The organism is Pseudomonas sp. LLC-1 (genome assembly GCF_002992185.1).
Classification (GTDB): Bacteria; Pseudomonadota; Gammaproteobacteria; order Pseudomonadales; family Pseudomonadaceae; genus Aquipseudomonas; species Aquipseudomonas monteilii.
In genome coordinates this window covers 44,594-67,733 of sequence record NZ_LUVY01000023.1, presented here as the reverse complement: position 1 = coordinate 67,733, position 23,140 = coordinate 44,594, and the positions used below count along the sequence as shown (strand labels likewise).

The 23,140-nt window shown below is 63.3% G+C and carries 18 protein-coding genes; 5 read left to right on the top strand and 13 right to left on the bottom strand.

Annotation, left to right across the window (positions count from 1 at the left end):
* Positions 1-222: 222 nt before the first annotated feature.
* Both A0O30_RS25400 and A0O30_RS25395 read left to right on the top strand, forming a co-directional pair.
* Positions 223-1,290, top strand: a complete 1,068-nt coding sequence (locus A0O30_RS25400) for an aromatic ring-hydroxylating dioxygenase subunit alpha (RefSeq protein ID WP_105948514.1) — start codon at positions 223-225, stop codon at positions 1,288-1,290.
* Between the two features lie 12 nt (positions 1,291-1,302).
* Positions 1,303-2,253 (top strand): PDR/VanB family oxidoreductase, encoded by a 951-nt coding sequence (locus tag A0O30_RS25395; protein WP_105948513.1) that lies wholly within the window; start codon positions 1,303-1,305, stop codon positions 2,251-2,253.
* A gap of 6 nt (positions 2,254-2,259) precedes the next feature.
* On the opposite strand, the gene A0O30_RS25390 is transcribed toward A0O30_RS25395, so the two are convergent.
* The 5 genes from A0O30_RS25390 to mdlC form a co-directional block, all read right to left on the bottom strand.
* Positions 2,260-2,973 carry a GntR family transcriptional regulator gene (locus A0O30_RS25390; RefSeq protein WP_016714586.1) on the bottom strand — a complete coding sequence of 238 codons (714 nt, stop codon included), beginning with the start codon at positions 2,971-2,973 and terminating at the stop codon, positions 2,260-2,262.
* Positions 2,974-3,219: 246 nt separating this feature from the next.
* A complete protein-coding gene (locus A0O30_RS25380; protein ID WP_177410312.1) occupies positions 3,220-4,473 on the bottom strand; it encodes an OprD family porin in 1,254 nt (417 codons plus the stop codon).
* 119 nt (positions 4,474-4,592) lie between these two features.
* Entirely contained in the window at positions 4,593-6,068 is a 1,476-nt protein-coding gene (locus A0O30_RS25375; protein WP_105948512.1) for an aldehyde dehydrogenase family protein, read from the bottom strand.
* Positions 6,069-6,082: 14 nt separating this feature from the next.
* On the bottom strand, positions 6,083-7,423 hold the full coding sequence (locus tag A0O30_RS25370) for an aromatic acid/H+ symport family MFS transporter (RefSeq protein WP_105948511.1): 1,341 nt from the start codon (positions 7,421-7,423) through the stop codon (positions 6,083-6,085).
* Positions 7,424-7,473: 50 nt separating this feature from the next.
* Entirely contained in the window at positions 7,474-9,060 is a 1,587-nt protein-coding gene (gene mdlC / locus A0O30_RS25365) for a benzoylformate decarboxylase (protein WP_105948510.1), read from the bottom strand.
* A gap of 117 nt (positions 9,061-9,177) precedes the next feature.
* Between mdlC and A0O30_RS25360 the strand changes: the two genes are divergently transcribed.
* Complete coding sequence (locus A0O30_RS25360; RefSeq protein ID WP_105948509.1) at positions 9,178-10,074, top strand: LysR family transcriptional regulator; 897 nt, start codon at positions 9,178-9,180, stop codon at positions 10,072-10,074.
* Here the strand turns inward: A0O30_RS25360 and A0O30_RS25355 are convergent.
* Positions 10,071-11,402, bottom strand: a complete 1,332-nt coding sequence (locus A0O30_RS25355) for an MFS transporter (protein WP_105948508.1) — start codon at positions 11,400-11,402, stop codon at positions 10,071-10,073. The genes A0O30_RS25360 and A0O30_RS25355 overlap by 4 nt on opposite strands.
* A gap of 563 nt (positions 11,403-11,965) precedes the next feature.
* Here A0O30_RS25355 and mrdA point away from each other — a divergent pair.
* On the top strand, positions 11,966-13,861 hold the full coding sequence (mrdA, locus tag A0O30_RS25350) for a penicillin-binding protein 2 (RefSeq protein ID WP_105948507.1): 1,896 nt from the start codon (positions 11,966-11,968) through the stop codon (positions 13,859-13,861).
* A 143-nt stretch (positions 13,862-14,004) separates the two neighbouring features.
* Here mrdA and A0O30_RS25345 read toward each other — a convergent pair whose 3' ends face one another.
* The 5 genes from A0O30_RS25345 to A0O30_RS25325 all read right to left on the bottom strand — a co-directional run bounded on the left by A0O30_RS25345 (position 14,005) and on the right by A0O30_RS25325 (position 18,945).
* A complete protein-coding gene (locus A0O30_RS25345; protein WP_060497150.1) occupies positions 14,005-14,721 on the bottom strand; it encodes an ABC transporter ATP-binding protein in 717 nt (238 codons plus the stop codon).
* Entirely contained in the window at positions 14,718-15,491 is a 774-nt protein-coding gene (locus A0O30_RS25340) for an ABC transporter ATP-binding protein (RefSeq protein ID WP_105948506.1), read from the bottom strand. Before A0O30_RS25340 ends, A0O30_RS25345 begins: the two co-directional genes overlap by 4 nt.
* Positions 15,488-16,717, bottom strand: coding sequence for an ABC transporter ATP-binding protein (locus A0O30_RS25335; protein WP_105948505.1), 1,230 nt, complete (start codon positions 16,715-16,717; stop codon positions 15,488-15,490). The genes A0O30_RS25340 and A0O30_RS25335 overlap by 4 nt, the downstream gene beginning before the upstream one ends.
* 10 nt (positions 16,718-16,727) lie before the next feature.
* Positions 16,728-17,666, bottom strand: coding sequence for a branched-chain amino acid ABC transporter permease (locus A0O30_RS25330; protein WP_105948504.1), 939 nt, complete (start codon positions 17,664-17,666; stop codon positions 16,728-16,730).
* Positions 17,667-17,796: 130 nt separating this feature from the next.
* Entirely contained in the window at positions 17,797-18,945 is a 1,149-nt protein-coding gene (locus A0O30_RS25325) for a branched-chain amino acid ABC transporter substrate-binding protein (RefSeq protein WP_256589809.1), read from the bottom strand.
* Between the two features lie 331 nt (positions 18,946-19,276).
* Between A0O30_RS25325 and A0O30_RS25320 the strand changes: the two genes are divergently transcribed.
* A complete protein-coding gene (locus tag A0O30_RS25320) occupies positions 19,277-20,002 on the top strand; it encodes a FadR/GntR family transcriptional regulator (protein WP_016714594.1) in 726 nt (241 codons plus the stop codon).
* Positions 20,003-20,071: 69 nt separating this feature from the next.
* Here the strand turns inward: A0O30_RS25320 and A0O30_RS25315 are convergent, their stop codons facing one another.
* Both A0O30_RS25315 and A0O30_RS25310 read right to left on the bottom strand, forming a co-directional pair.
* Positions 20,072-21,565 (bottom strand): aldehyde dehydrogenase, encoded by a 1,494-nt coding sequence (locus tag A0O30_RS25315; protein WP_105948502.1) that lies wholly within the window; start codon positions 21,563-21,565, stop codon positions 20,072-20,074.
* Between the two features lie 165 nt (positions 21,566-21,730).
* A complete protein-coding gene (locus A0O30_RS25310) occupies positions 21,731-23,113 on the bottom strand; it encodes an aspartate aminotransferase family protein (RefSeq protein ID WP_105948501.1) in 1,383 nt (460 codons plus the stop codon).
* Between the last annotated feature and the right edge of the window lie 27 nt (positions 23,114-23,140).

Sequence of the window (23,140 nt, the reverse complement as noted above, 5' to 3'; positions counted from 1 at the left end):
GGTTGTGGGGTTTGTTTAGGAATAGCAGGTTCAGGCCGTTTCCCAGGCATTAAACCACCCTGCTCAATCCCGAGCCATGATCGAAATTTTTATTAGTGGATCCACAAAAATCCGATAATCGCCCAAAACCTTGCAAATCATAGCACAAATCATTGACCGCGCATGAAGAGAATGGCTCTAATGGATCCATTAAATAAAAACAAAACCCGGAGAGCCTCCCCCATGTACCCCAAAAACACCTGGTACGTAGCCTGCACCCCCGACGAAATCGCCACCAAACCCTTGGGCCGGCAGATCTGTGGCGAGAAGATCGTGTTCTACCGCGCCCAGGAAAACCGCGTGGCCGCCGTCGAGGACTTCTGCCCGCACCGTGGTGCGCCGTTGTCGCTGGGTTACGTTGAAGACGGCAACCTGGTGTGTGGTTACCACGGTCTGGTGATGGGCTGCGATGGCAAGACCGTGTCGATGCCGGGCCAGCGGGTACGGGGCTTTCCCTGCAACAAAACCTTCGCCGCCGTCGAGCGCTATGGCTTCATCTGGGTCTGGCCAGGCGACCAGGCGCTGGCCGACCCGGCGCTGATCCCGCACCTGGAATGGGCCGTCAATGAAGAGTGGGCCTATGGCGGTGGGCTGTTCCATATCGGTTGTGACTACCGCCTGATGATCGACAACCTGATGGACCTCACCCACGAAACCTACGTGCACGCCTCCAGCATCGGCCAGAAGGAAATCGACGAGGCCCCGCCCGTCACCACCGTCACCGGCGACGAAGTGGTCACCGCCCGGCACATGGAAAACATCATGGCCCCGCCCTTCTGGCGCATGGCCCTGCGTGGCAACGGGCTGGCAGACGATGTGCCGGTGGACCGCTGGCAGATCTGCCGCTTCACCCCGCCCAGCCATGTGCTGATCGAAGTGGGCGTGGCGCATGCCGGCAAAGGAGGCTACCACGCGGAGGCGCAGCACAAGGCGTCGAGCATCGTGGTGGACTTCATCACGCCAGAGAGCGACACCTCGATCTGGTACTTCTGGGGCATGGCGCGCAATTTTGCGGCGCAGGACCAGGCGCTGACCGACAACATCCGGGAAGGCCAGGGCAAGATCTTCAGCGAAGACCTGGAGATGCTGGAGCGGCAGCAACAGAACCTGTTGGCCTACCCGGAACGCAACCTGCTGAAGCTGAACATCGATGCCGGTGGCGTGCAGTCGCGCAAGATCCTGGAGCGGCTGATTGCCAAAGAGCGCATGCCGCAGCCACAACTGATTGCCACCAGCGCTACCCCTGCCTGAGGAGAAGCCAAGATGATCGATGCCGTAGTGGTTTCCCGCAACGATGAAGCGCAGGGCATTTGCAGCTTCGAGCTGGCAGCAGCGGATGGCAGCCTGCTGCCCGCGTTCAGCGCGGGATCGCATATAGATGTGCACTTGCCCGATGGGCTGGTGCGCCAGTATTCCTTGTGCAACCACCCCGAAGAGCGCCACCGCTACCTGATCGGTGTGCTCAACGACCCGGCCTCGCGGGGTGGTTCACGCTGCCTGCACGAGCAGGTACAGGCCGGCGCACGCCTGCGCATCAGCGAACCCCGCAACCTGTTCCCGCTGGCGGAAGGGGCGCGGCGCAGTGTGCTGTTTGCCGGGGGTATCGGGATTACCCCTATCCTGTGCATGGCCGAGCACCTGGCGCAAAGCGGTGGGGATTTCGAACTGCACTACTGCGCCCGCTCGAGTGAGCGTGCCGCCTTTGTTGAACGCATTCGTAAAGCGCCTTTCGCCGACCGCCTGTTCGTGCATTTTGACGAGCAGCCAGAAACGGCACTGGACATCGCACGGGTGCTGGATAACCCGCAGCCGGATGTACACCTGTATGTGTGTGGGCCGGGTGGTTTCATGCAGCATGTGCTGGACAGCGCCAGGGGCCTGGGCTGGCAGGAGGCTTGCCTGCATCGGGAATATTTTGCCGCAGCGCCGGTGGATGCCAGCAACGACGGCAGTTTCTCGGTACAGGTCGGCAGCACCGGCCAGGTGTTCGAGGTGCCTGCCGACCAGACAGTGGTGCAGGTGCTGGAGCAGCACGGCATCGAGATTGCGATGTCGTGCGAACAGGGCATTTGCGGCACTTGCCTGACGCGCGTGCTGCAAGGCACGCCAGACCATCGCGACATGTTCCTGACCGACGAAGAGCAGGCGCTGAACGATCAGTTCACGCCCTGCTGCTCGCGCTCGAAAACACCCCTGCTGGTGCTGGATATCTGAACCGGCCTACGACGAGGGCAGAATCACCTTCATGCCCTCTTCCACCGTTGCCCCGCCGAAGGTTTCGGCGTAGCGCAAGGTGGCGTTGGCGTGCTCGCGCATGATGGCCTCGGCGCGGGCGCCCTGGCGATTGACCAAGGCATCGAACGCCGCATGGTGTTGCATGTGCGCGAAGTTGAAGCGCCGGTATTCGCGGGCCAGGTCGTGGCGGTCCACGGCCAGAGCGGTGACCGAGGCGAACGGCAGGTGGTCGTTACGCGCCAGGGCATCGGCGATGGCCGGGTTGTGGCTGGCTTCGATGATAACCTGGTGAAAGCGCATGTTGAGGTCGTGGTAGGCCTGCAGGTCTTCTTCGGTGACGAAGCCCTTGTCGAACAACTGGTCGCCTTCGACCAGGCAGCGTTGCAGCGCTTCGCGGGCCTGGGCTGACAGGCCACGTTCCGCAGCCTGGCGGGCAGCCAGGCCTTCCAGTACGCCGCGTACCTCGACGGCGCCGGCGATGTCATCGGCACTGACCGAACGCACCTGAAAACCCCGACCGCCAAAACGCACCAGCAGGCCTTCCTGCTCAAGGGTGCGAAACGCCATGCGCACCGGCATGCGTGACACGCCGAACAGTTCGGCGGTGGGGACTTCCATCAAGCGCTCGCCAGCTGCAAGCTCGCCCGAGGCGATCATCTTGCGCAACGCGACCAGCACCATTTGACCAGGCTTGCTCATCCGGGCTACTTCCAGGGACATGAGCGGGCATCTTAGCGTAAGGCGGGGAGGTGCTGTTGGCTTGTTCGGGCAATACGAGAGACGGTGCGGCGTGTCATTGGGGCTGCTGCGCAGCCCATCGCCGGCAAGCCAGCTCCCACAGGTACCGCACAGTTCGTCAGTACAGCGCAGTACCTGTGGGAGCTGGCTTGCCGGCGATGGGCCGCAAAGCGGCCCCAGTGCCTTAAAGGCGGCGCGGTAAAAGCTTTATAGCGACAGCGGATAGCTGACAATCAGGCGGGTCTGGTCGAAATCACTGTTGAAGCTACGCCGGTTGGTCGCGTTGTTCAGCCGGATGTTAAGGTTTTTCAACGCCCCGCTCTGGAAGGTGTAGTTCACTTCGGTATCGCGCTCCCACTCCTTGCCATTGCTGCCGGCCGCCGTGGTCGCGTTCTCGCCATGCCCGTAACGCACCATGGCCAGCAGCCCAGGCACCCCCAATGCGGCAAAGTTATAGTCGTAACGCACTTGCCACGAGCGCTCGTCGGCGTTGCTGAAGTTGCCGTTGAACATGTCGTTGCCCAAGGTACGGCCACTGCTGCCATACACCGACATCCACTGGCTGTCGCCACTGACCTTCTGCAACCCCAGGTACAGTGTATGACCACTGTGCGAGGCCGACAGCAAGGCGTAACCCGTGCGGCTCTGAATGTCGCCGATGCGCGCCTGGCCGTCATCCCGGTCGATGAAATAGCCAAGATTGGCCCCCAACGTCCACTCCCCCACCCGTTGGTTGTGCAGCAGGTTGAAGTAGCTTTGCTGGTAGATGTCCTCCAGCTGCGAATGCCAGGCTCCGATCAGTGTGCGCTGCTGGTTGAAGCGGTACTCGGCACCGGCGTAGTTGAAGCCGTCCGAGGTGACCCCGGGCGCGGCCCAGGCAGAAAGGTCTTGCATGTCGGACGAGTTGCGCAGGCTTACTTCACGGTACTGGCCGGCCTGCAGACTCAAGCCTTCGATCTCTCGCGAATCAAGCATCGCCCCACGGAATGTCTGCGGCAGCAGGCGGCCATCGTCGTAGCGCAGCAGGGGGATGTCGGGCAGCAGCTCACCAACCTTCAGTTCGGTCGCGGAAATACGCAGCTTCGCCGCCAACCCTGCCCGGCCATAGTCGTCGGCTGCACGCCCGTCATCGTGCACCGGCAGCAATTCGGAACCGCTGGTGCCACCGCCGCTGTCCAGCTTCACACCGAACATGGCGATACCGTCCAGGCCAACACCGATCAACCCCGGGGTGTAGCCAGAGCTGAACTTGAAAATGAAGCCCTGGGCCCACTCTTCGACCTTGCCCTTGGCCGCCCCCGGGTCGCGGAAATCGCGGTTGAAGTAGTAGTTGCGCAGGGTCAGCCCGGCCTTGGCATCGTCAAGGAAGCCCCCCTCCTCGGCCCAGGCCGGCAAACCCAGGCCAAGCGCCAGCGATACCGCCAGGACCGAACGGGCCAGCGTGCAAGTTGTGTGCATCATTATTATTGTTCTCCGCTTTACTTGGGCGCAGCCGTCCCCCGCAGGCTGCCCGGAGCCCGTGGTCGAAAGGCTGCATGAATGCCCGGCCGGGGCCGGGCGCTACTCAGTGGTTCAATGCGTCAGAACGGATACTGGCGCGGCACATGCTGCACGCTGACCCAGTGATCACGCGTGAACTCGTCAATGGCCCAGTCACCGTTGAAACGGCCAAGCCCGGAGTTCTTCTCACCGCCGAACGGTGCGTTGGCTTCGTCGTTCACCGGTATGTCGTTGATATGGCTCATGCCCGCCCGCACCTGGCGGGCAAAGCGTACGGCGCGCTCCAGGTTGCGGCTGAACACCGCACTGGAAAGCCCGAATTCGCTGGCATTGGCCAACGCCAGGGCATGGGCTTCGTCGCGTGCACGCAGCAAGCCCACCAACGGGCCGAAAATTTCGTTACGTGCAAGGTCCATGTCAGCAGTGACCTCGCCATACACATGCGGCGCCAGCAGGTTGCCGCTGACCCCGCCCTCGTACAGCGGCTCGGCACCTTCGCGGCGTGCCTGGCTGATCTTGTCCTGCAAGCCTTGCAATTGCCGGGCATTGATTACCGGCCCGATCACCGTGACAGACGCATCCGGGTCGCCCACCTCCAGCGCCCGGACACGCGCAACGAAGCGCTCGGCGAACGCGTCGTAAAGGCTGTCGTCAATGATGATCCGGTTCACGGCCATGCAGATCTGCCCCTGATGCAGGAACTTGCCGAACACCGCAGCATTCACGGCCTGTTCGAGGTCGGCATCGTCCAGCACCACGAACGGGCTGTTGCCGCCCAGTTCCAGCGCAACGTGCTTGAGGTGTTCGCCACCGCTGGCGATACGGCCGATGCCGCGCCCAACCGGCGTGGAGCCGGTGAAGGTGATCAGCGCCGGTACCGGGTGCTCGACGAAGGCATCACCGATGTCGCTGCCCGCACCGACCACCACGCTGAGTACCCCGGCCGGCAAGCCGGCCTCTTCGAAAATGCGCGCCAGCAGCAAGCCACCGCACACCGGTGTGTCGCTGGCGGGCTTGACCACCACCGCATTGCCCAGCGCCAGCGCAGGGGCAATCGAGCGTTGCGTCAGGTGCAGCGGGAAGTTCCATGGGCTGATCACCCCGACCACCCCCAGGGCACTGCGGTACACGCGGCTTTCCTTGCCCGGCACGTTGGAGTCGACAATGCGCCCGTGCACCCGTGACGGGAACGATGCCGACTCCAGCGCAATCGCCCGCGCCGCGCCCCACTCCAGCTGGGCCTTGAGCCGGGTACTGCCAGACTCGCGGATGATCCAGTCGATGATTTCGTCGCGGCGCCGGTCGAAGATGGCCACCACTTCGTACAACACCGCCGCACGTGCGGCAGGCCCCAGGGCCGCCCAATGCAACTGCGCCCGGGCCGCCTCCTGGTAGGCGGCATCGAGGTCGGCGCGGCTGGCCTGTTGAACTTGCAGCAACAAGTCGTCGTTGTAGGGGTTGTGCACCTTCAGGGTCTTGCCGGCGCTGCCGGCGCGCCACTGCCCGGCAATCGGCAGCAACTGAAGGTCTTGGTAACGGGGGCTATTGGCAGACATGCAAGGCTCCTTGGTCAGCAGGTAGGTTTGTTGGCAGCTTCAGGCTCACTGGCCTGTTGTGGCGCGCGCACCTGGATAAGGGCAATGGCCAGCGCACCGATCACCCCAGGCAGGGCAAAGGCAAGGAAGTTGTGCTGGATAGGCAACTGCAACGACAGCAGGCTACCCCCCAGCATGGGGCCGGCGATTGCACCGAGGCGGCCGATACCGGCGGCCCAGCCCACCCCGGTAGAACGGATGTGTGCCGGGTAGGCAATAGAGGCATAGGCGTGGATCACCGCCAGCGTGCCGATAGTGGTAGCGCCGGCAATCAGCAACAGCAGGTTCAGCAGCAGCGGGCCAGGGTTTAGCCCCAGTGCGGCCAACGACACAGCAGCCAGCACGAAGAACAGCGCCAGTGTGCGCTGCACACCAAGGCGGTCGGCGAGCCAGCCACCAAACAACGCCCCGACGGTGGCGCCGATGTTCAGCGTGACCAGAAACGCCAGGCTCGATCCCAGCGGGTAACCACCCTGCGCCATCAGCTTGGGCAACCAGGTGTTGAGGCCGTAACTCATCAGCATGCACATGGCGAACGCCACCCACAGCAACAAGGTGGGCAGGGCCTGGCCACGGCCAAACAACTGCGCCAGGCGCGCCTTGTCTACCGGCTCGCCGCGCCCCGACAAACGCAACTCGGTGCCTGGACGAAACGCCGGATCGACTTTGGCCAGCAGTTGCTCAAGCTCCGCACGGCGCCCCTTGATTTCAAGAAACGCCGCCGATTCCGGCAGGTAGCGCAGCATGAACGGCACAGCGAGCACCGGCAGTACCGCCACATAGAACACCGCCTGCCAACCCCATTGCGGGATCACCACGATCGCCAGCAACGCCGACAGCACTGCGCCCACCGAGTAGAAGCTGGACATGACGGTAATCAGGGTGCTACGCCGACCTTGCGGGGCGAATTCGCTAATCAGGTTGACGGCGCTGGGGACCAGCGCGCCAAGGGCCAGCCCGGTCACCAGGCGGCACGCGCCGAGCTCCAGCGGCGTCCTTGCATGACCGGTCATGAACGCCGCCAGGCTGGCCAGCAAGGTGGTGAGGATGATCAGCCTGCGCCGGCCGAACCGGTCGGCCAGCGGGGCCAGCAAGGTACCGCCAAACAACATGCCGAACAGTGCGCAACTGCCAAGCGTGCCGGCTTCGATGGCGCTGAGTTGCCATTCCTGCATCAGGCGCGGCACTACCGAGCCATAGATCACCATGTCATAGCCGTCGAACAGCATGATGAAACAGCCCCACAACAGTATCAGCAGATGCGTGCGATTGAAGGGTGCAGCATCGATCACTTCGCTTACGGAAGTCGTCTTCATAGCCACCTCGGTTCTTGTTTTTGTTGGGTGTCGCGCGGTGTGCGTCGGGTTCAGGGTTCGATGGTCTGGGTCGGCACTTCGATCAGCACTGGCCGGTCACTTTCCAGCGCCGCTCGCAGTGCCTCGGTGAACGCACTGCCGGTTGCCGCATGCACCGCGTGCACGCCATAGCCACGGGCAATGGCACAGAAGTCCAGGCCTGGCACGTCCAGCCCGGGCGCGTCGTTGACATCCAGTACATCGGCAAACCAGCGCAACGCGCCGTAGGTGCCGTTCTTGAGGATGATGAACACCACCGGGATGTTGTATTGCGCGGCGGTCCACAGGGCAGTGATGCCGTAGTTGGCCGAGCCGTCGCCGATCACACCAATCACCCGCCGGCCGGGCGATGCCAACTGCACCCCAACCGCTGCCGGCAGACCAAAGCCCAAGCCACCGGCAGCCGGGAAGAAATAACTGCCCGGCTCACGCATTTCCACACGGCGCCAGAACGCACCGACGGTGCTGGTAGACTCCTTGACGTAGATGGCATCTTTGGGGGCCAGTGTATTGAGCAGATCGAACACTGTTTCCGGGCGTAGCAGGCCACCGTCATCTGCCACCGCTTCGGCAGCCGGCAAAGCGACCGGCATCGGCCTGCCGCTTTGTGGCACACCGCCGAGCACGGCTTCGAGGGTGAGCGCGATGTCACCGACCAGGGCATCACCCATTGGTGCGCGGGCCGCTTCGCCCGGGTCGCAGGTCAGGTGCAGCAGCTCGCAGTCGGCCGGCAGGTAATGGCCCGGGGCGAACTGGTGATAACGAAACACCGGGGCTCCCACCACCAGGATCAGGTCGTGCCCGGCCAGGTTATGGCTGATACCGGCGATGGCTGCTGGCAATACCCCACGGAAGCACGCATGCCGAGTCGGGAACGGGCAGCGCGACGCAGAAGGCGCCACCCAGGCCGGCATGCGCAGCTTTTCCGCCAACTGCACAGCCAGGCCATTGGCGCCGCTGCCATCGACATCCGGGCCTAGCACCAGCACCGGGTTGCGCGCTGCCGCCAGGCGTTGGCACAGGTGCTGCAGCTGCGCCGGCGACGGCAACCCGGCACTGCCCACCTGGCGCCGCGCCAGGTGCTCGACCCCGCCTGGCGCCTCACAAGCCCAGTCGTCATACGGGATCGATACATACACCGGCCCGCGTGGTGGCAGGCTGGCCGTGTGGATCGCCTGGCTCAGGGCGCGCGGCACGTCCTGTGCTGTAGCAGGTTCGTGGCTCCACTTGACCAGCGGTTTGGGCAACTGTGCGGCATCGACATTGGCCAGCATCGCTTCCACCCCGATCATCGAACGCACTTGCTGGCCGGCGGTGATCACCAACGGGCTGTGCGAGTACCAGGCATTGGTCAGGGCGCCCATGCCATTGCCGGTGCCTGCAGCCGCGTGCAGGTTGACGAAGGTCGGCTGGCCGCTGGCCAGTGCGTAACCATCGGCCATGCCGACCACGGCGCCTTCGTGCAGGCCGAGGATGTAGCGGAAATCCTCCGGGAAGCCCTTGAGAAATGGCAGCTCGTTGGAGCCGGGGTTACCAAAGATAGTGGTCAGGCCATGTTGGCGAAGGATGTCGTAGGTGGCGCCGTGAACAGTTTTCATAAAGCCCCTTGCAGCTTGTTTTTGGAATTCGGGTTACTTTTGCAGCCACCACAAGATTGATCAAATCGATACTATCTTTACCAAAAATAAAACCTATCTATGTGAAGCCGCCGCCCCATGAGCCACATCGACCTGAACCTGATCCGCACCTTCGTCACGCTTTACGAAGCCCGCAGCGTCACCTTGGCCGCCGAGCGCCTGTTCGTCACCCAGCCATCGGTAAGCTACGGCCTGGCCCGCCTGCGCGAACTGTTCGACGACGCCCTGTTCAGCCGCACGCGTGACGGCATCCAGCCAACCTTTGTCGCCGACCAGCTTTACAGCACCCTGCGTGATGCGCTGACACGTATCGAAGGCGCCGTGCAGAGCACTCGCCAGTTCGACCCTGCCACCACCGAACGCAGGTTTCGCATCGCCCTCTCCGACCTTGGCGAAATGGGCTTCTTGCCGCTGATCCTGGCGCGTCTGAACCGCGACGCCCCACAGGCCGAAGTCGAGGTGCTGCCGCTGCAGGTCGACCAGGTGGGCGACTGGCTGGCCAGCGGCAAGATCGACGCGGCCATCTGCCGCCCACCCGTGCCGGGCACTCGCAGCCAGGTACTGCTGCGCGAGCGTTATGTGTGCCTGCTCAGTTGCGACCACCCACGCATCGGCACTGAACTGAGCCTTGAGCAGTTCATTGCCGAACGTCACATCAGCGTTACCCGTACCACTGGCCATGGCAGTGTCGAAGACGTGCTCAACAGCATGCAGCTGCAGCGGCGTACCAGCCTGCAGGTGCCGCACTTCTCGGTGTTGCCGAAGATCATCCCCGGCACCGACCTGCTCGCCGTGCTGCCGGCACAGATCGCCCGGCTGTTCATGCAGGACGGTGGCCTGAAAATGCTTGAGTTGCCGTTCCAGGTCCCCGCGTTCAATGTTTCGTTGAACTGGCACCCCAACAGCGACAACTCCGCCGCCCTGCAATGGTTTTGCGCCACGGTCGCCGAGGCGATCATCGACGGCCAGGCTTAGGCATCGGCCATCACTGGCCGAGCCGGGCTGGCCGCCGGCCGCAGCAACAGCAGGCACCCTGCCGCCAGCACGAACACGCTGGCGAACACCCCGTACAGGTGCAGCGGTTGCCAGCCACCATCGAGCAACACACCGGCCACGGTGGGCGACAGGATCGCCCCCATGCGCCCGATGCCGATGCCCCAGCCCACGCCTGTCGCACGTACCGAAGCGTCATAGACCACCGGCGACAATGCATACAGCCCGGCCACGCAGCCATTGGAAAACAGCCCGATCAGCAGCCCCAGCGCCAGCGCCGCACTGACCGACGCGCCATTGGCCACGAACAACACCAGCAGCGCTGCGGTGATAAGCATGAACAACGCCAGCACCCGCGTGAGCGGCCAACGCGAAGCCAGGCCGCCGATCAGCGCCGCACCGAGGATGCCGCCGACGCTCAGCAGCACCCCGCCGGTAATGCCCTGCTGTGCCGACAGGCCAGCGGCGACCAGCAGTTTCGGCGTCCAGCTCATGACGAAGTAGAAGCCGAACATGACCAGGAAAAACAGCAGCCAGATCACCAGCGTGGTGCGGCGCATGGCAGGCGCCAGCAGTTGCCGGAAGCCGCTGGCGGGGCCCTGTTTCCTTGCAGTGGGTGTTGGCAGTTGTGCCAGCGCCGGCTGGCCGAGGCGAACGGCCAGGCGATTGACCCGTGCCAGTGCATTGGCCGGGCGACGCGCCAGCAGAAAGTCCAGTGATTCCGGCAACCACAGCAGCACCAGCGGGATCACCAGCACGGTGACAATGCCGCCAAACAGGAATACCGAGCGCCAGCCCCACTGCCCCAGCAGCCACACCGCCAGCAAGCCGCCCAACGTCGCGCCCAGGGCGTAGCCGGTGGACTGCAGGCTCACCGCCAGCCCGCGCCAGCGTTTGCTGGCGTACTCACTGGCAATCACGTTGCTGCTGGCCAGGATGCCGCCGATGCCCAACCCGGTCAGGCCACGCAGCAGCGCCAGTTGCAACGGGGTTTGGCTCATCGCCGAAAGCAGCATGCCGACACCAGACAGCGCCAAACACAGCAGGATCAGCGGGCGGCGACCAAAGCGGTCGGCCCACGGCGCAATGAACAACGAGCCAGCCGCCATGCCGAACAGGCCGGCGCTGAGCAGCAGCCCTACCTGCGCCCCGTTCAGGCCCCACTCGGCAGACACCGAGGCAGCCGTGAAGGCCATCACCAGTACGTCGAAGCCATCGATCATGTTGAGGATGATGCAAATACCAATGGCCAGGCACTGGAAGCGGCCCATCGGGTCGTTGTCCAGGCGTTGCTTGAGATCGGCATTCATAAGGTCACCTGCCGGTTCACAGGTGGGAGAACAGATACGCACACGCAGGCAAAGCGCAAGGAACCCTGACGGTTCCGTAGCCCTGGAAAACCACTCATGACTGGACCCTTTTTGTAATTGTTGTCGCATACGGCTGGAGGGCTCCGGCCGTTGTCAGGCGCTAATCAACCAGATAGTGGATCCACAAACAATCACTTCAAACGTGGAGGCTCGGGGTTAAACGCGGTGAACAAAGAAACGAAACCACTAAACATCAATTTTTATTATTTATTTTCAATAGCTTAGATATTTATCCTAAAAATGATTTCTTGTTCGTTTATCGCACAAATTTTATTTATGGATCCATAAATACACCAGAATCGACTCCAATCCCCTTCACCAAGGGTTAGCCATGAACAAATCTTCATGATGTGCGCCAGCGCCCTGATCACGGGGCACACAGCCCATACGCGCTTTCTGACGGGCGCCACTCACCTTGAGGCTGCGGGGCGTGTTGCGTAGCATCCCCCGCCCGTTCGCGCGCCCGCATGGCCAACGCGATACCCGTAGAAAGAAGAGCCCCGATGCCACAGCCCATTCCCCTCAAGGACCACGAAAAGGAAAAGCACCTGGTCAACCGCCGGCTTCTGGCCTGCGCCGCCCTGGTGTTCAGCCTGTGTGCCGTTCTGGTGGGCCGGCTGTACGTATTGCAGGTGCTGCAGCACGACCAGCAGACCGCCGTGTCGGAAAACAACCGCGTGCACGTACTGCCCATCGCCCCCGAACGCGGGCTGATCTACGACCGCAACGGCGTAGTACTGGCTGACAACAAACCCAGCTTCGATCTGACCATGACCCGCGAGCGGGCCGGTGGCGATTCGGCCAAGGTGCTCGATGCCCTGACCCAGGTACTGGGCCTGACCGAGGACGACCGCAAGCAGTTTGACAAGGACCTGCGCCGGGGCCGCAAACCGTTCGAGCCCGTAACCTTGATGGTGGGGCTGAGCGAAGAGCAGATCGCCCTGGTGGCCGTGAACCAGTTCCGCCTGCCAGGCCTGGAGGTTGAGCCGCAGTTCATCCGCGAGTACCCGCTGGCCGAACATTTCGCCCATTCGGTAGGCTATGTGGGGCGTATCAACGAGAAAGAGGCCAAGGTCCTCGACAGTACCGAGTACCGAGGCACCCAATCGATCGGCAAGACCGGCATTGAACACTTCTACGAAAGCCAGCTGCACGGCCACGTGGGCTACGAAGAGGTCGAGACCAACGCCCAGGGCCGGGTGATGCGCGTGCTCAACCACAAGGACCCGACCCCGGGCCAGGACATCGTCCTGACCCTGGACGCCCACCTGCAGATAGCCGCAGAAAAAGCGCTGGGCGACCGCCGCGGCTCGGTGGTGGTGCTGGACCCGGCCAATGGCGATGTACTGGCGATGGTCAGCAACCCCAGCTTCGACCCCAACCTGTTCGTCAAAGGCATCAGCTTCAAGCAGTACGCCGAACTGCGCGATTCCATCGACCGGCCGCTGTTCAACCGCGTGCTGCGCGGCCTGTATGCCCCAGGCTCGACGGTGAAGCCGGAGGTAGCCATCGCAGGCCTCGACAGCGGCGTGATCACCCCGGGCAGCCGGGTATTCGACCCGGGCTACTACGAGCTGCCCAACTACGACCACAAGTACCGCAACTGGAACCGCAGCGGCGACGGCTGGGTGGACATGTACACCGCCATCATGCGCTCCAACGACACCTACTTCTACGACCTGGCGCACAAGCTGGGCATCGACCGCCTGCACGACTACATGGCCGAATTCGGCCTGGGCCAGAAGGTGTCACTGGACATGTTCGAGGAAGCCTCCGGGCTGATGCCGTCGGCCGAGTGGAAGCGCGCCACGCGCCGCCAGGCATGGTTCCCGGGCGAAACGCTGATCCTGGGCATTGGCCAGGGCTACATGCAGGTCACCCCGCTGCAACTGGCCCAGGCCACCAGCCTGCTGGCGAGCAAAGGGGTGTGGCACCGCCCGCACCTGGCGATGACCGTGGGCGGCGATGCGCCAGTCGACCCTAACCCGATGCCCAACATCGTGCTGCACGACAAACATGCCTGGGACCAGGTCAGCCAGGGCATGCAGATGGTCATGCACGACCCGCGCGGCATCGCCCGTGCGGCGGCAGCGGGGGCGCAGTACCGGATTGCCGGCAAGAGTGGTACCGCGCAGGTGGTGGCGATCAAGCAAGGTGAGCGCTACAACCGCAACAAGACCCTGGAACGGCACCGTGACAACGCCCTGTTTGTCGGCTTTGCACCGGCCGACCACCCGAGTGTGGTGGTGGCGGTGATGATCGAGAACGGTGAGGCTGGGGGCCGGGTGGCAGGGCCGGTGGTGCGGGAGGTGATGGATGCTTATCTGCTGGATGAGCAGGGGCATCTGAAGCCTGAGTATGCGGGCGGTGCAAGTGGCCGGAACGTGCCTCACACCTGAGATTGCCGGGGCCGCTTCGCGCCCCATCGCGACACAAGGCCGCTCCCACAGCATTCCTCTGCAGGAGCGGACTTGCCCACGAAGAGGCCCGTAAGGCAAACGCTCAAGCCCCCAAGGCCGATCTGCTTGTCATTGCCAATGGATCATTCGCCCAGGTAGGCCTTCTTCACCTGGTCGTCATGCAGCAAGGTCTTGGCGCAGCCTTCCAGGCTGATGCGCCCACCATCGATCACGTAAGCGCGCTGGCAGGTCTGCAATGCCAGCCGGGCGTTCTGCTCCACCAACAGCAGCGTCACCCCACCCTTGACCACCTCGACGATGGTTTCGAAAATCTTCTGCACGATGATCGGCGCCAACCCCATGGACGGCTCGTCCAGCAACAGCAGCTTGGGCCGCCCCATCAATGCCCGGGAAATCGCCAACATCTGCTGCTCGCCACCCGACATGGTGCCGGCCAGCTGGAAGGCGCGCTCCTTCAGGCGCGGGAAGATGCCGTACATGCGCTCGATGTCGGCAGCAATGGCGTCCTTGCCGTCGCGCCGGCTGAAGGCGCCCATTTCGAGGTTTTCGTGCACCGTCAGCTTGGGAAAGATCCCCCGCCCCTCCGGCACCAGCGCCAGCCCTTCGCGGATCAGGTCGTGGCCCTTGATCGCCGCGTGCGCCTTGCCATCGAAGGTGATGCTGCCGGCACTCGGTTTCAGTAGCCCGGCCAGGGTTTTCAAGGTGGTGGTCTTGCCCGCGCCGTTGGCGCCGATCAGCGCCACCATCTCCCCCTCGCCCACCCTCAGGTCGATGCCCTTGATGGCCTGGATGGCGCCATAGCTGACCTTCAGGTCGCTCACTTGCAGAATGTTCTTCATGCCACTGCCTCTGCCCCCAGATAAGCCTCGATCACGCGTGGATCCTTGCGCACGTCGGCCGGCAAGCCGTCGGCGATCTTGCGACCGAATTCAAGTACGGTGATGTGGTCGCACAGGCCCATCACCAGTTTCACGTCGTGCTCGATCAACAACACGGTTTTGCCATCCGCCTGCATCTTGCACATCAGTTGGCGCAGGCCTTCGGTTTCCGAGGCATTCATGCCTGCAGCCGGTTCGTCGAGTGCAATCAGCTTGGGTTCGGTGGCCAGCGCCCGGGCGATTTCCAGGCGACGCTGGTCGCCGTAGGACAGGCTCTTGGCCAACTCGCCGGCCAGGTGGCCGATGCCCACGTAATTCAGCCAGTAACGGGCGGCCTGGCGGATTTCGCGTTCTTCACGCACGCAGGCCGGGGTACGCAGGATGGCGCCGAACACACCGCTGCGGGTGCGCACATGGCGGCCAATCATCACGTTTTCCAGGGCGGTCATGTTGTGGAACAGGCGGATGTTCTGGAAGGTGCGGGAAATACCCGCCTCCACCACCTTGTGCGGCTTGCTGATGCGCAGCGGCTTGCCGTCGAACATCACACGTCCCTGCTCGGCCCGGTACAGGCCGGTAAGCACGTTGAACAGGGTGGTCTTGCCAGCACCGTTAGGGCCCAACAGCCCGCGAATCTCGCCACGGCGAATGCTCAGGTCGATGCCGTGCAGGGCCTGCAGGCCACCAAAGAATTTACTGACCTGATGCAGTTCGAGAAGGATATCGCTCATGCCTTGTCCGCCTCTTTGATCGGGAGTTCGAAGGGTGCCTGTTGAGGTACTGCAACGACCGGCGCGGGCTCTGCTTGCGCTTCACCCTCGTGCAGCTCGGCACGGCGGCGGTCGGATGGCCACAGCCCTTCGGGCCGGAAACGCATGACCAGGATCAGCGCCAGGCCGAACACCAGCATGCGCAGGGTCGAGGCATCCAGCACGTTGCGCAGGATGTCGCGGCTGATGAAGGTAACGTTGTCCATCACCCATGGCTGGATCCAGTTGACCAGGTCGCGGAACAGCTCGGGCATCACTGACAGGATCAGCGCCCCCAGCACCACGCCACGGATCGAGCCCATGCCGCCGAGCACTACCATGGCCAGCACCATGATCGACTCCATCAGGGTGAACGATTCGGGGCTGACAAAGCCCTGATAGCTGGAGAACAGCACGCCAGACACCCCGCCAAAGGTCGCGCCCATGGCGAACGCCAGCAACTTGAGGTTGCGCTTGTTCAGGCCCATGGCCTCGGCGGCCACTTCGTCTTCACGCAGGGCCATCCAGGCACGGCCGATGCGCGACACCTCCAGGCGCTTGGACAGCACGATGCAGAGGATGACGATGAACAGGAAGAACAGGTAGTAGCTGATCACCGGCGAAACCTGCAGGCCGAACAAGCTCCAGCTTTGCTGCAACGACAGCACGGGTGCCGCACCTGCATCCGGTGCATGGGCCCATGGCCCGAAATCGACGTGCAGCGGGGCAATGTTGCTGATGCCCTGGGGGCCGTTGGTGAGGTTCACCGGCTGGTCCAGGTTGTTCATGAAAATGCGGATGATCTCGCCGAAACCCAGGGTGACGATGGCCAGGTAATCGCCGCGCAACTTGAGCACCGGCGCCCCGATCAACACACCGCAAATGGCTGCGGCCACGGCTGCCAGCGGGATGATCACCCACACCGGCCAGTCCAGCACTACCTCGATCAGGCCGGCCATTTGCAAGTGCGGCGAGGCCAGCAGCGCGTACAGGTAGGCACCAATGGCGTAGAAGCCGATGTAGCCCATGTCGAGCAGCCCGGCGTAACCGATGACGATGTTCAGGCCCAACGCCAGCAGCACGTAGAGCATGGCAAAGCCAAGGATGCGCACCCAGGTGGGGCCGAGCATGGGGATGGCCTCGATCAGGAACGGCAAGGCGATGAAGCCGAGGATCAACAGCAGGTACTGGGTCTTGAGGTTTTTCATGACCGCCTCCTCACGCCCGGTCGGCCTGGCGTTCGCCAAGCAGGCCGTTTGGCCGGAACAGCAACACCAGAATCAGCACCGCGAAGGCGAAAATGTCCTGGTAGTTGGCGCCCAGGAAACCGCCGGTGATCTGGCCGGTGTAGCCCGCTGCCAGCGACTCGATCAGCCCCAGCAACAGGCCGCCGGCCATGGCGCCGAACAGGTTGCCGATACCGCCCAGCACCGCCGCCGAGAACGCCTTCAGGCCCAGCAGCAAGCCCATGTAGGCATCGGCCTGGCCGTAGTTGATCGCACGCATTACCCCGGCGATGGCACCCAGGCTGGCGCCGATCAGGAAGGTGGCGCTGATCACGCGGTTGATGTTGATGCCCATCAACCCGGCCACTTCCTGGTTTTGCGCGGTAGCTCGCATGGCCTTGCCCAGGCGGGTTTTGTCCACCAGCAGCCACAGGCCAAGCATGATCACCACGGCAATCAGCATGATCGACAGCTGCACGTTGGTGATGGTGGCGCCGAATACGTCGACCGGCTGCGTCTCGACCACTTCAGGGAAGGTCTTGTAGCCGCGCCCCCAGATCATCATCGCCAGGTTCTGCAGGGCGATGGAGATGCCAATGGCGAGAATCAGCGGGGTTAACCGCGGGGCTTTGCGCAAGGGCCGATAAGCGTACTTTTCCATGCCCTGGGCCAGCAGCATGCACACCACCACGGCGGCCATGATCGCCAGGAGCAAGGTAATGAGCCCGGGGGCAAAGCCTGCGCCAGCGAGCATTGTCAGTACCGAAATGGTCACCATGGCGCCAACCATCACCACCTCGCCGTGGGCGAAGTTGATCAGGCCGATGATGCCATAGACCATGGTGTAGCCCAGGGCTACCAGGGCATAGATGCTGCCCAGCACCAGGCCGTTGAGGACCTGCTGCAACAAGATATCGAAATTACCGTCCACGCGCTGAATCCTCGAAACTGCGTTGTCGTCGGCGCGCGGCGGCTCAGCGCCACACGCCAACAGGCCTGGCAGGTGGGAAAAGTCTTCTTGTTATGTCGCAGGCCGGCGCCTGCTTGTTATGAGGTGCTGCTTAGTCGCGCTCGACCGACAGGGTTTTCCAGCCGCCGTCAGCGAACTGGAACACGGTGGCCGCCGGGTTCTTCAGGTTGCCCTGGTCGTCGAAGGCGATGGTGCCGGTGACGCCTTCGTAGCTCTGGTTCTTGAGCACAGGCAAGTACACTTTGGGGTCGTCGGAACCGGCCTTGACCATGGCGTTGATTGCCGCCCAGGTGGCGTCATAGGCGGCGGGCGACGACTGCACCACGCCGACGCCGAACTTGTCCTTGAGCTTCTGCTCGAAAGCCGCGCCCTTGGGCATGTCCTGCAGTGGCGTGCCGTAGTTCCAGGCGTAGGTGCCTTCGGCGGCGCTGCCAGCCATCTGCCTGAACGAATCGTTGGGCAGGTTGCCGATGTTCATGAAGCGCGCCTTCAGGCCCAGGTTCTTCATCTGCTTGGCCATCGGGGCGGCCTGGTAATCGAGGGCGGCAAAGAACACTGCATCGGCCTTTTGCGCCTTGGCCGTGGTGAGGATGGCATTGAAGTCGGTCGACTTGTCATTGGTGTACTCGCGCACCACCACGTTGCCACCCGCCGCCTTGACCGCCTTGGTCACCTCATCGGCCAGGCCTTGGCCATACGCGGTGCGGTCATCGAAGATGGCAATGCGCTGGGCCTTGAGCTGGCTGACCAAGTAATTGCCGGCGTAACGGCCAAGGGTGGCGTCGTCGTTGACGGTGCGAAATACCGAGGGGATACCCTGGCGGGTCAAGGTGGGGTTGGTGGCCGAAGGCGAGATTTGCGGAATGCCGGCGGCGGCGTAAATTTTCGAAGCGGGAATACTGGTGCCAGAGTTGTAGTGACCAATCACCACCGCCACTTTCGAGTCCACCAGCCGCTGCGCCACCGCAGTGCCTGTGCGCGGGTCGGCGACATCGTCTTCGGAAACCAGCTTGAACCGGGCCACCTTGTCACCGATTTTCAGCTGCTGCTGGTTGGCCTCTTCGACTGCAATCTGGATGCCATGCTCGACGTCCTGTCCCTGGTGCGCCGAAGGCCCGGTCAGGGGGCCGGCGAAGCCGATCCTGACGATTTCACTGTCTGCTGCGTGTGCCGTCCCCATGGCCATCAGCAATGTTACCGCGGTCGCGAGGGCTGTACGCCCTCCCTTGTTGTTATTCATGCTCAGCTCCCAGTAGTGATTGGACGAACCTCGACATCGCTTACCGCATGCGAATTGGCCGGAACGCCATCGCACTTGTAAGATAACAGTCAGCAGGCAACTGTCAATGGGTGTATGCTACGGGAGAAGGTAAAATAATCTTTCCGGCGACAAGCGATGCACGCAATCAAAAAGCAGGGCATGAGCCTGACTAGTAAGATGTTTGATAACATATGCCGACAACATCACCGCTGGTTGGCTACGGATCCCGCCGCAAGGGGCATCAGGGCTGCGCGCAACCTGCCGGAGAATCAACCGTGATGAGCCAATCAGTTTCAGGAGCAACCCTTCTATGAATGCGTCGTTAGGCACGCGCCGCGCCAACCTGGCGGAAACCGTGATTCAGGAGCTTTCCAGCCGGATCGACAACGGCACCTACGGCCCGGGCGACAAACTGCCGTCCGAACAGGAGCTGTGCAAAGAATTCAACGTCAGCCGCCCGGTCATCCGCGAGGCGGTGGCCTCGCTGCGCCTTGGCGGACGCCTGATCGCTCGTCAGGGTGTGGGCGTATTCGTGGTCGAGCAGGATGTAAAGCGCATCGGCTTCGCCATCGACAGCGTTGTCGATGATGTACGCGCTGCAGCGCAGATCCTTGAACTGCGCCTGGGCATCGAGACCGAATCGGTCGCCCGCGCCGCCGAGCGCCGCAGCCCTGCGAGCATGGCGGCGATCACCGAGGCGTTCGACCGCTTCAACTCGCTGGACGGCGCCACGCAAGAGGAAGAAGCCAAGGCCGACTTCGAGTTCCACCTGGCGATTGCCCGCGCCACCAGCAACCCGCACTTCACCCAACTGCTGGAGGCGCTGGGGCCGGACATCATCCTCGACCTGAACCTCAAGCACGGGCAAGTCACCGGCAAGAACCGCCAGGCGCATATCAAGAAAATCGCCCGTGAACACGGGGCAATCCTGTCGGCAATCAGCATGGGCGACGTGGCCAGTGCGCGCACGGCGCTGCGCAAACACCTGGAAGAGAGCCTGTCGCGGTATCAGCGCTTGCTCGACAGCAAGGCCTGATCGCTGCCCTGCGCTGGCCTCTTCGCGGTTGAACCCGCGAAGCAGGCGACGCAGTTCATGAACAACGCATCAGGTGCGCAGCTGGTACCAGGTGGTCTTGAGCTGCGAATACTTGTTGAACGAATGCAGCGACAAGTCGCGGCCAAACCCCGACTGCTTGCCCCCGCCGAACGGCACCGTCACATCCAGCGCATCTACCGTGTTCACCGACACAGTGCCGGCCTTCAACGCCCGCGCCACCCGGTGCACCTGATTGAAGTCATCGCTCCACACCGAGGCAGCCAGGCCATACATGCTGTCGTTGGCCAGGCGCACCGCCTCTTCTTCCGTATCGAAGGCGCTGACCGCCAGCACCGGCCCGAACACTTCCTCCCGCGCCAGGCGCATGCGCCCCTCGACACCGGCAAAAATGGTCGGCTCGATGTAGTTGTCCGAGCCTTCGACAGTCAAGCGCCGACCGCCACACACCAACCTGGCGCCCTCTTGCCCGGCGCGGGTAATGGCGGCCTCGATGCGGCCGGTCTGCTCGGCATCGACAATGGCACCGGCGCGGCTTGCCGGGTCCAGCGGGTTACCCGGCATCCACTGGCGTGCCTTGGCCTGCAGGCGCTCGACGAATTCGTCATGAATCGAGCGCTGCACATACAGCCGCGAGTTGGCCGAGCATACCTCGCCCTGGTTGAAGAAAATGCCGAAGGCGGCCTTTTCCGCCGCCAGGTCCAGGTCCTGGCAGTTATCGAACACCAGGTTGGGGCTTTTGCCACCACATTCCAGCCACACTTGCTTGAGGTTGGATTGCGCCGAGTACTGCATGAAGTACTTGCCCACCTGGGTAGAGCCGGTGAACACCAGGCAGTCTACGTCCGGGTGCAGGCCCAGCGCCTGTCCGGCCTGCTCACCCAGGCCCGGTACCACGTTCAACACACCTTCCGGCAAGCCCGCTTCCAGGGCCAGCTGGGCCAGACGCAGGGCTGAGAACGGGGATTGCTCGGCGGGCTTGAGTACCACGCTGTTGCCAGCCGCGAGCGCCGGGGCCAGCTTCCAGGCGGCCATGTCGAGCGGGAAGTTCCAGGGCACCACGGCGGCGACCACACCGAGCGCTTCCCGGGTGATGGTGGCAAGCGCGTTGGGCGCAGTGGGTGCCACCTGGTCGTAGAGTTTGTCCAGCGCCTCGCCGTACCAGGCGAACACATGGGCCGAGCCCGGCACATCGATGTTGTAGGCATCCATGACGGGCTTGCCCATGTTCAGCGAGTCCAGCAAGGCCAGTTCTTCGCGATGGGCCATGATCAGCTCGGCCAGGCGCAGCAGTACCTTCTTGCGCTCGCCGGGGGCCATGCGTGGCCACGGACCTTGCTCGAAGGCCCAGCGGGCGCTGGCCACTGCAAGGTCGACTTCAGCCTGGCCGCAGGCAGTGACCTGGGCCAGTACGGCGTTGGTGGCGGGGTTGATGGCGGCGAAGGTGGCGCCATCCTGTGCGTTGACGGCTTTGCCGCTGATAAGTGCCTGCGACGGGAGGTACAGGTCCGAGGCGCGTTGTTGCCAGAATTCGAGGGTGTACATTTGTACTCCTTAAACCTTTGGAGCGGTGTTTTGGTGAAAGGCTGCACGTTTCCTGTGGGAGCGGGCGAGCCCGCGAACACCGGCGAAGCCGGTGCCATGCACCGCGGCGCCTGATTCGCGGGCTCGCCCGCTCCCACAGAGAAATGTGTCGGGCTTGCGAGCGGGTTAGAGTTTGCCGACCAACCGTGCCGTGCGGTCCACGGCAATCCGCGTCTTCTCCACCAGCTCATCCAGCTCGCTGTGGTTGGCGATCAAGGCAGGGGCCATGATCATCCGGCCCAGGGTCGAGCGAATGATCACCCCTTCCTCGAAACCGAACGTACGGCACTGCCAGGCCAGGTCGTTCTCGTTGGCAAAACGCTTGCGCGTTGGCTTGTGCTCGGCAAACTGCAACGCCGCCACCAGTCCGGCACCCTGCACCTGGCCGATCAACGGGTGGTCGGCGAACACCTCGCGCAGGATGCGTTGCAGGTAGGGCCCGGTGTCGTCCTTCACCTGGCGCACGATGCCTTCGTCGCGCAGCGCCTTCAGGTTGGCAATGGCCACCGCCGCCGCCACCGGGTGGCCGGAATAGGTCAGGCCATGGGCAAACACCCCGCCGCGCTCTACCAACGCCTCGGCAATGCGCTTGCTCAGCACCAGGCCGCCCATGGGCACGTAGCCACTGGTCAGGCCCTTGGCGATCGACAGGGTGTCGGGCTCGAAGCCGAAGTATTCGTGGGCAAACCACTCGCCAGTGCGGCCAAAGCCCCCAATCACCTCATCGGCGCACAGCAGCACGTCGTACTGGCGGCAAATGCGCTGAATTTCCGGCCAGTAGCTTTCCGGCGGGAAGATCATGCCGCCCGCGCCCTGGAACGGCTCGGCAATAAAGCCGGCAACGTTCTCGGCGCCAAGCTCGAGGATTTTTTCCTCCAGCTGCAAGGCGCAACGGCGGCCAAACTCGGCCGGGGTCAGCTCGCCACCCTCTGCGTACCAGTACGGCTCATCGATGTGCGCAACATCCGGAATCAACCCGCCCATTTCGTGCATGAACTTCATGCCGCCCAGTGCCGTGGCCGCCAGGGTCGAACCGTGGTAGCCGTTCCAGCGGCCGATCATGATTTTCTTGCTTGGCTGACCCACCACCTGCCAGTAGCGGCGCACGGTGCGGATCAGCACCTCGTTGGCCTCGGAACCGGAGTTGGTGTAGATCGCGTGGCTGTAGTGCCCCGGCAGCAGGCTGAACAGCAACTCGGACAGCTCGATCACCGCCGGGTGGGTGGTGTGGAAGAACATGTTGTAGTAGGCCAGCTGGTCCATCTGCGTGGCAGCGGCGGCCGTCAGGTCGCGGCGGCCATAACCAAGCTGGGTGCACCACAGGCCAGACATGCCATCCAGGTAGCGCTTGCCCTCGCTGTCCCACAGGTGCAGGCGTTCGCCACCCACGATCACCCGCGGCCCTTCGGCGTTCAGCGCCTTCTGGTCGAGGAAGGCATGGATATGGTGTGCGGCGTCGGCTGCCTGGTAGTCACGGGTCTGGCGTTGCGGGGCGAAAGGCGCGTTCATTGTTGGTTTTCCTTTGCGGTGGGGTTG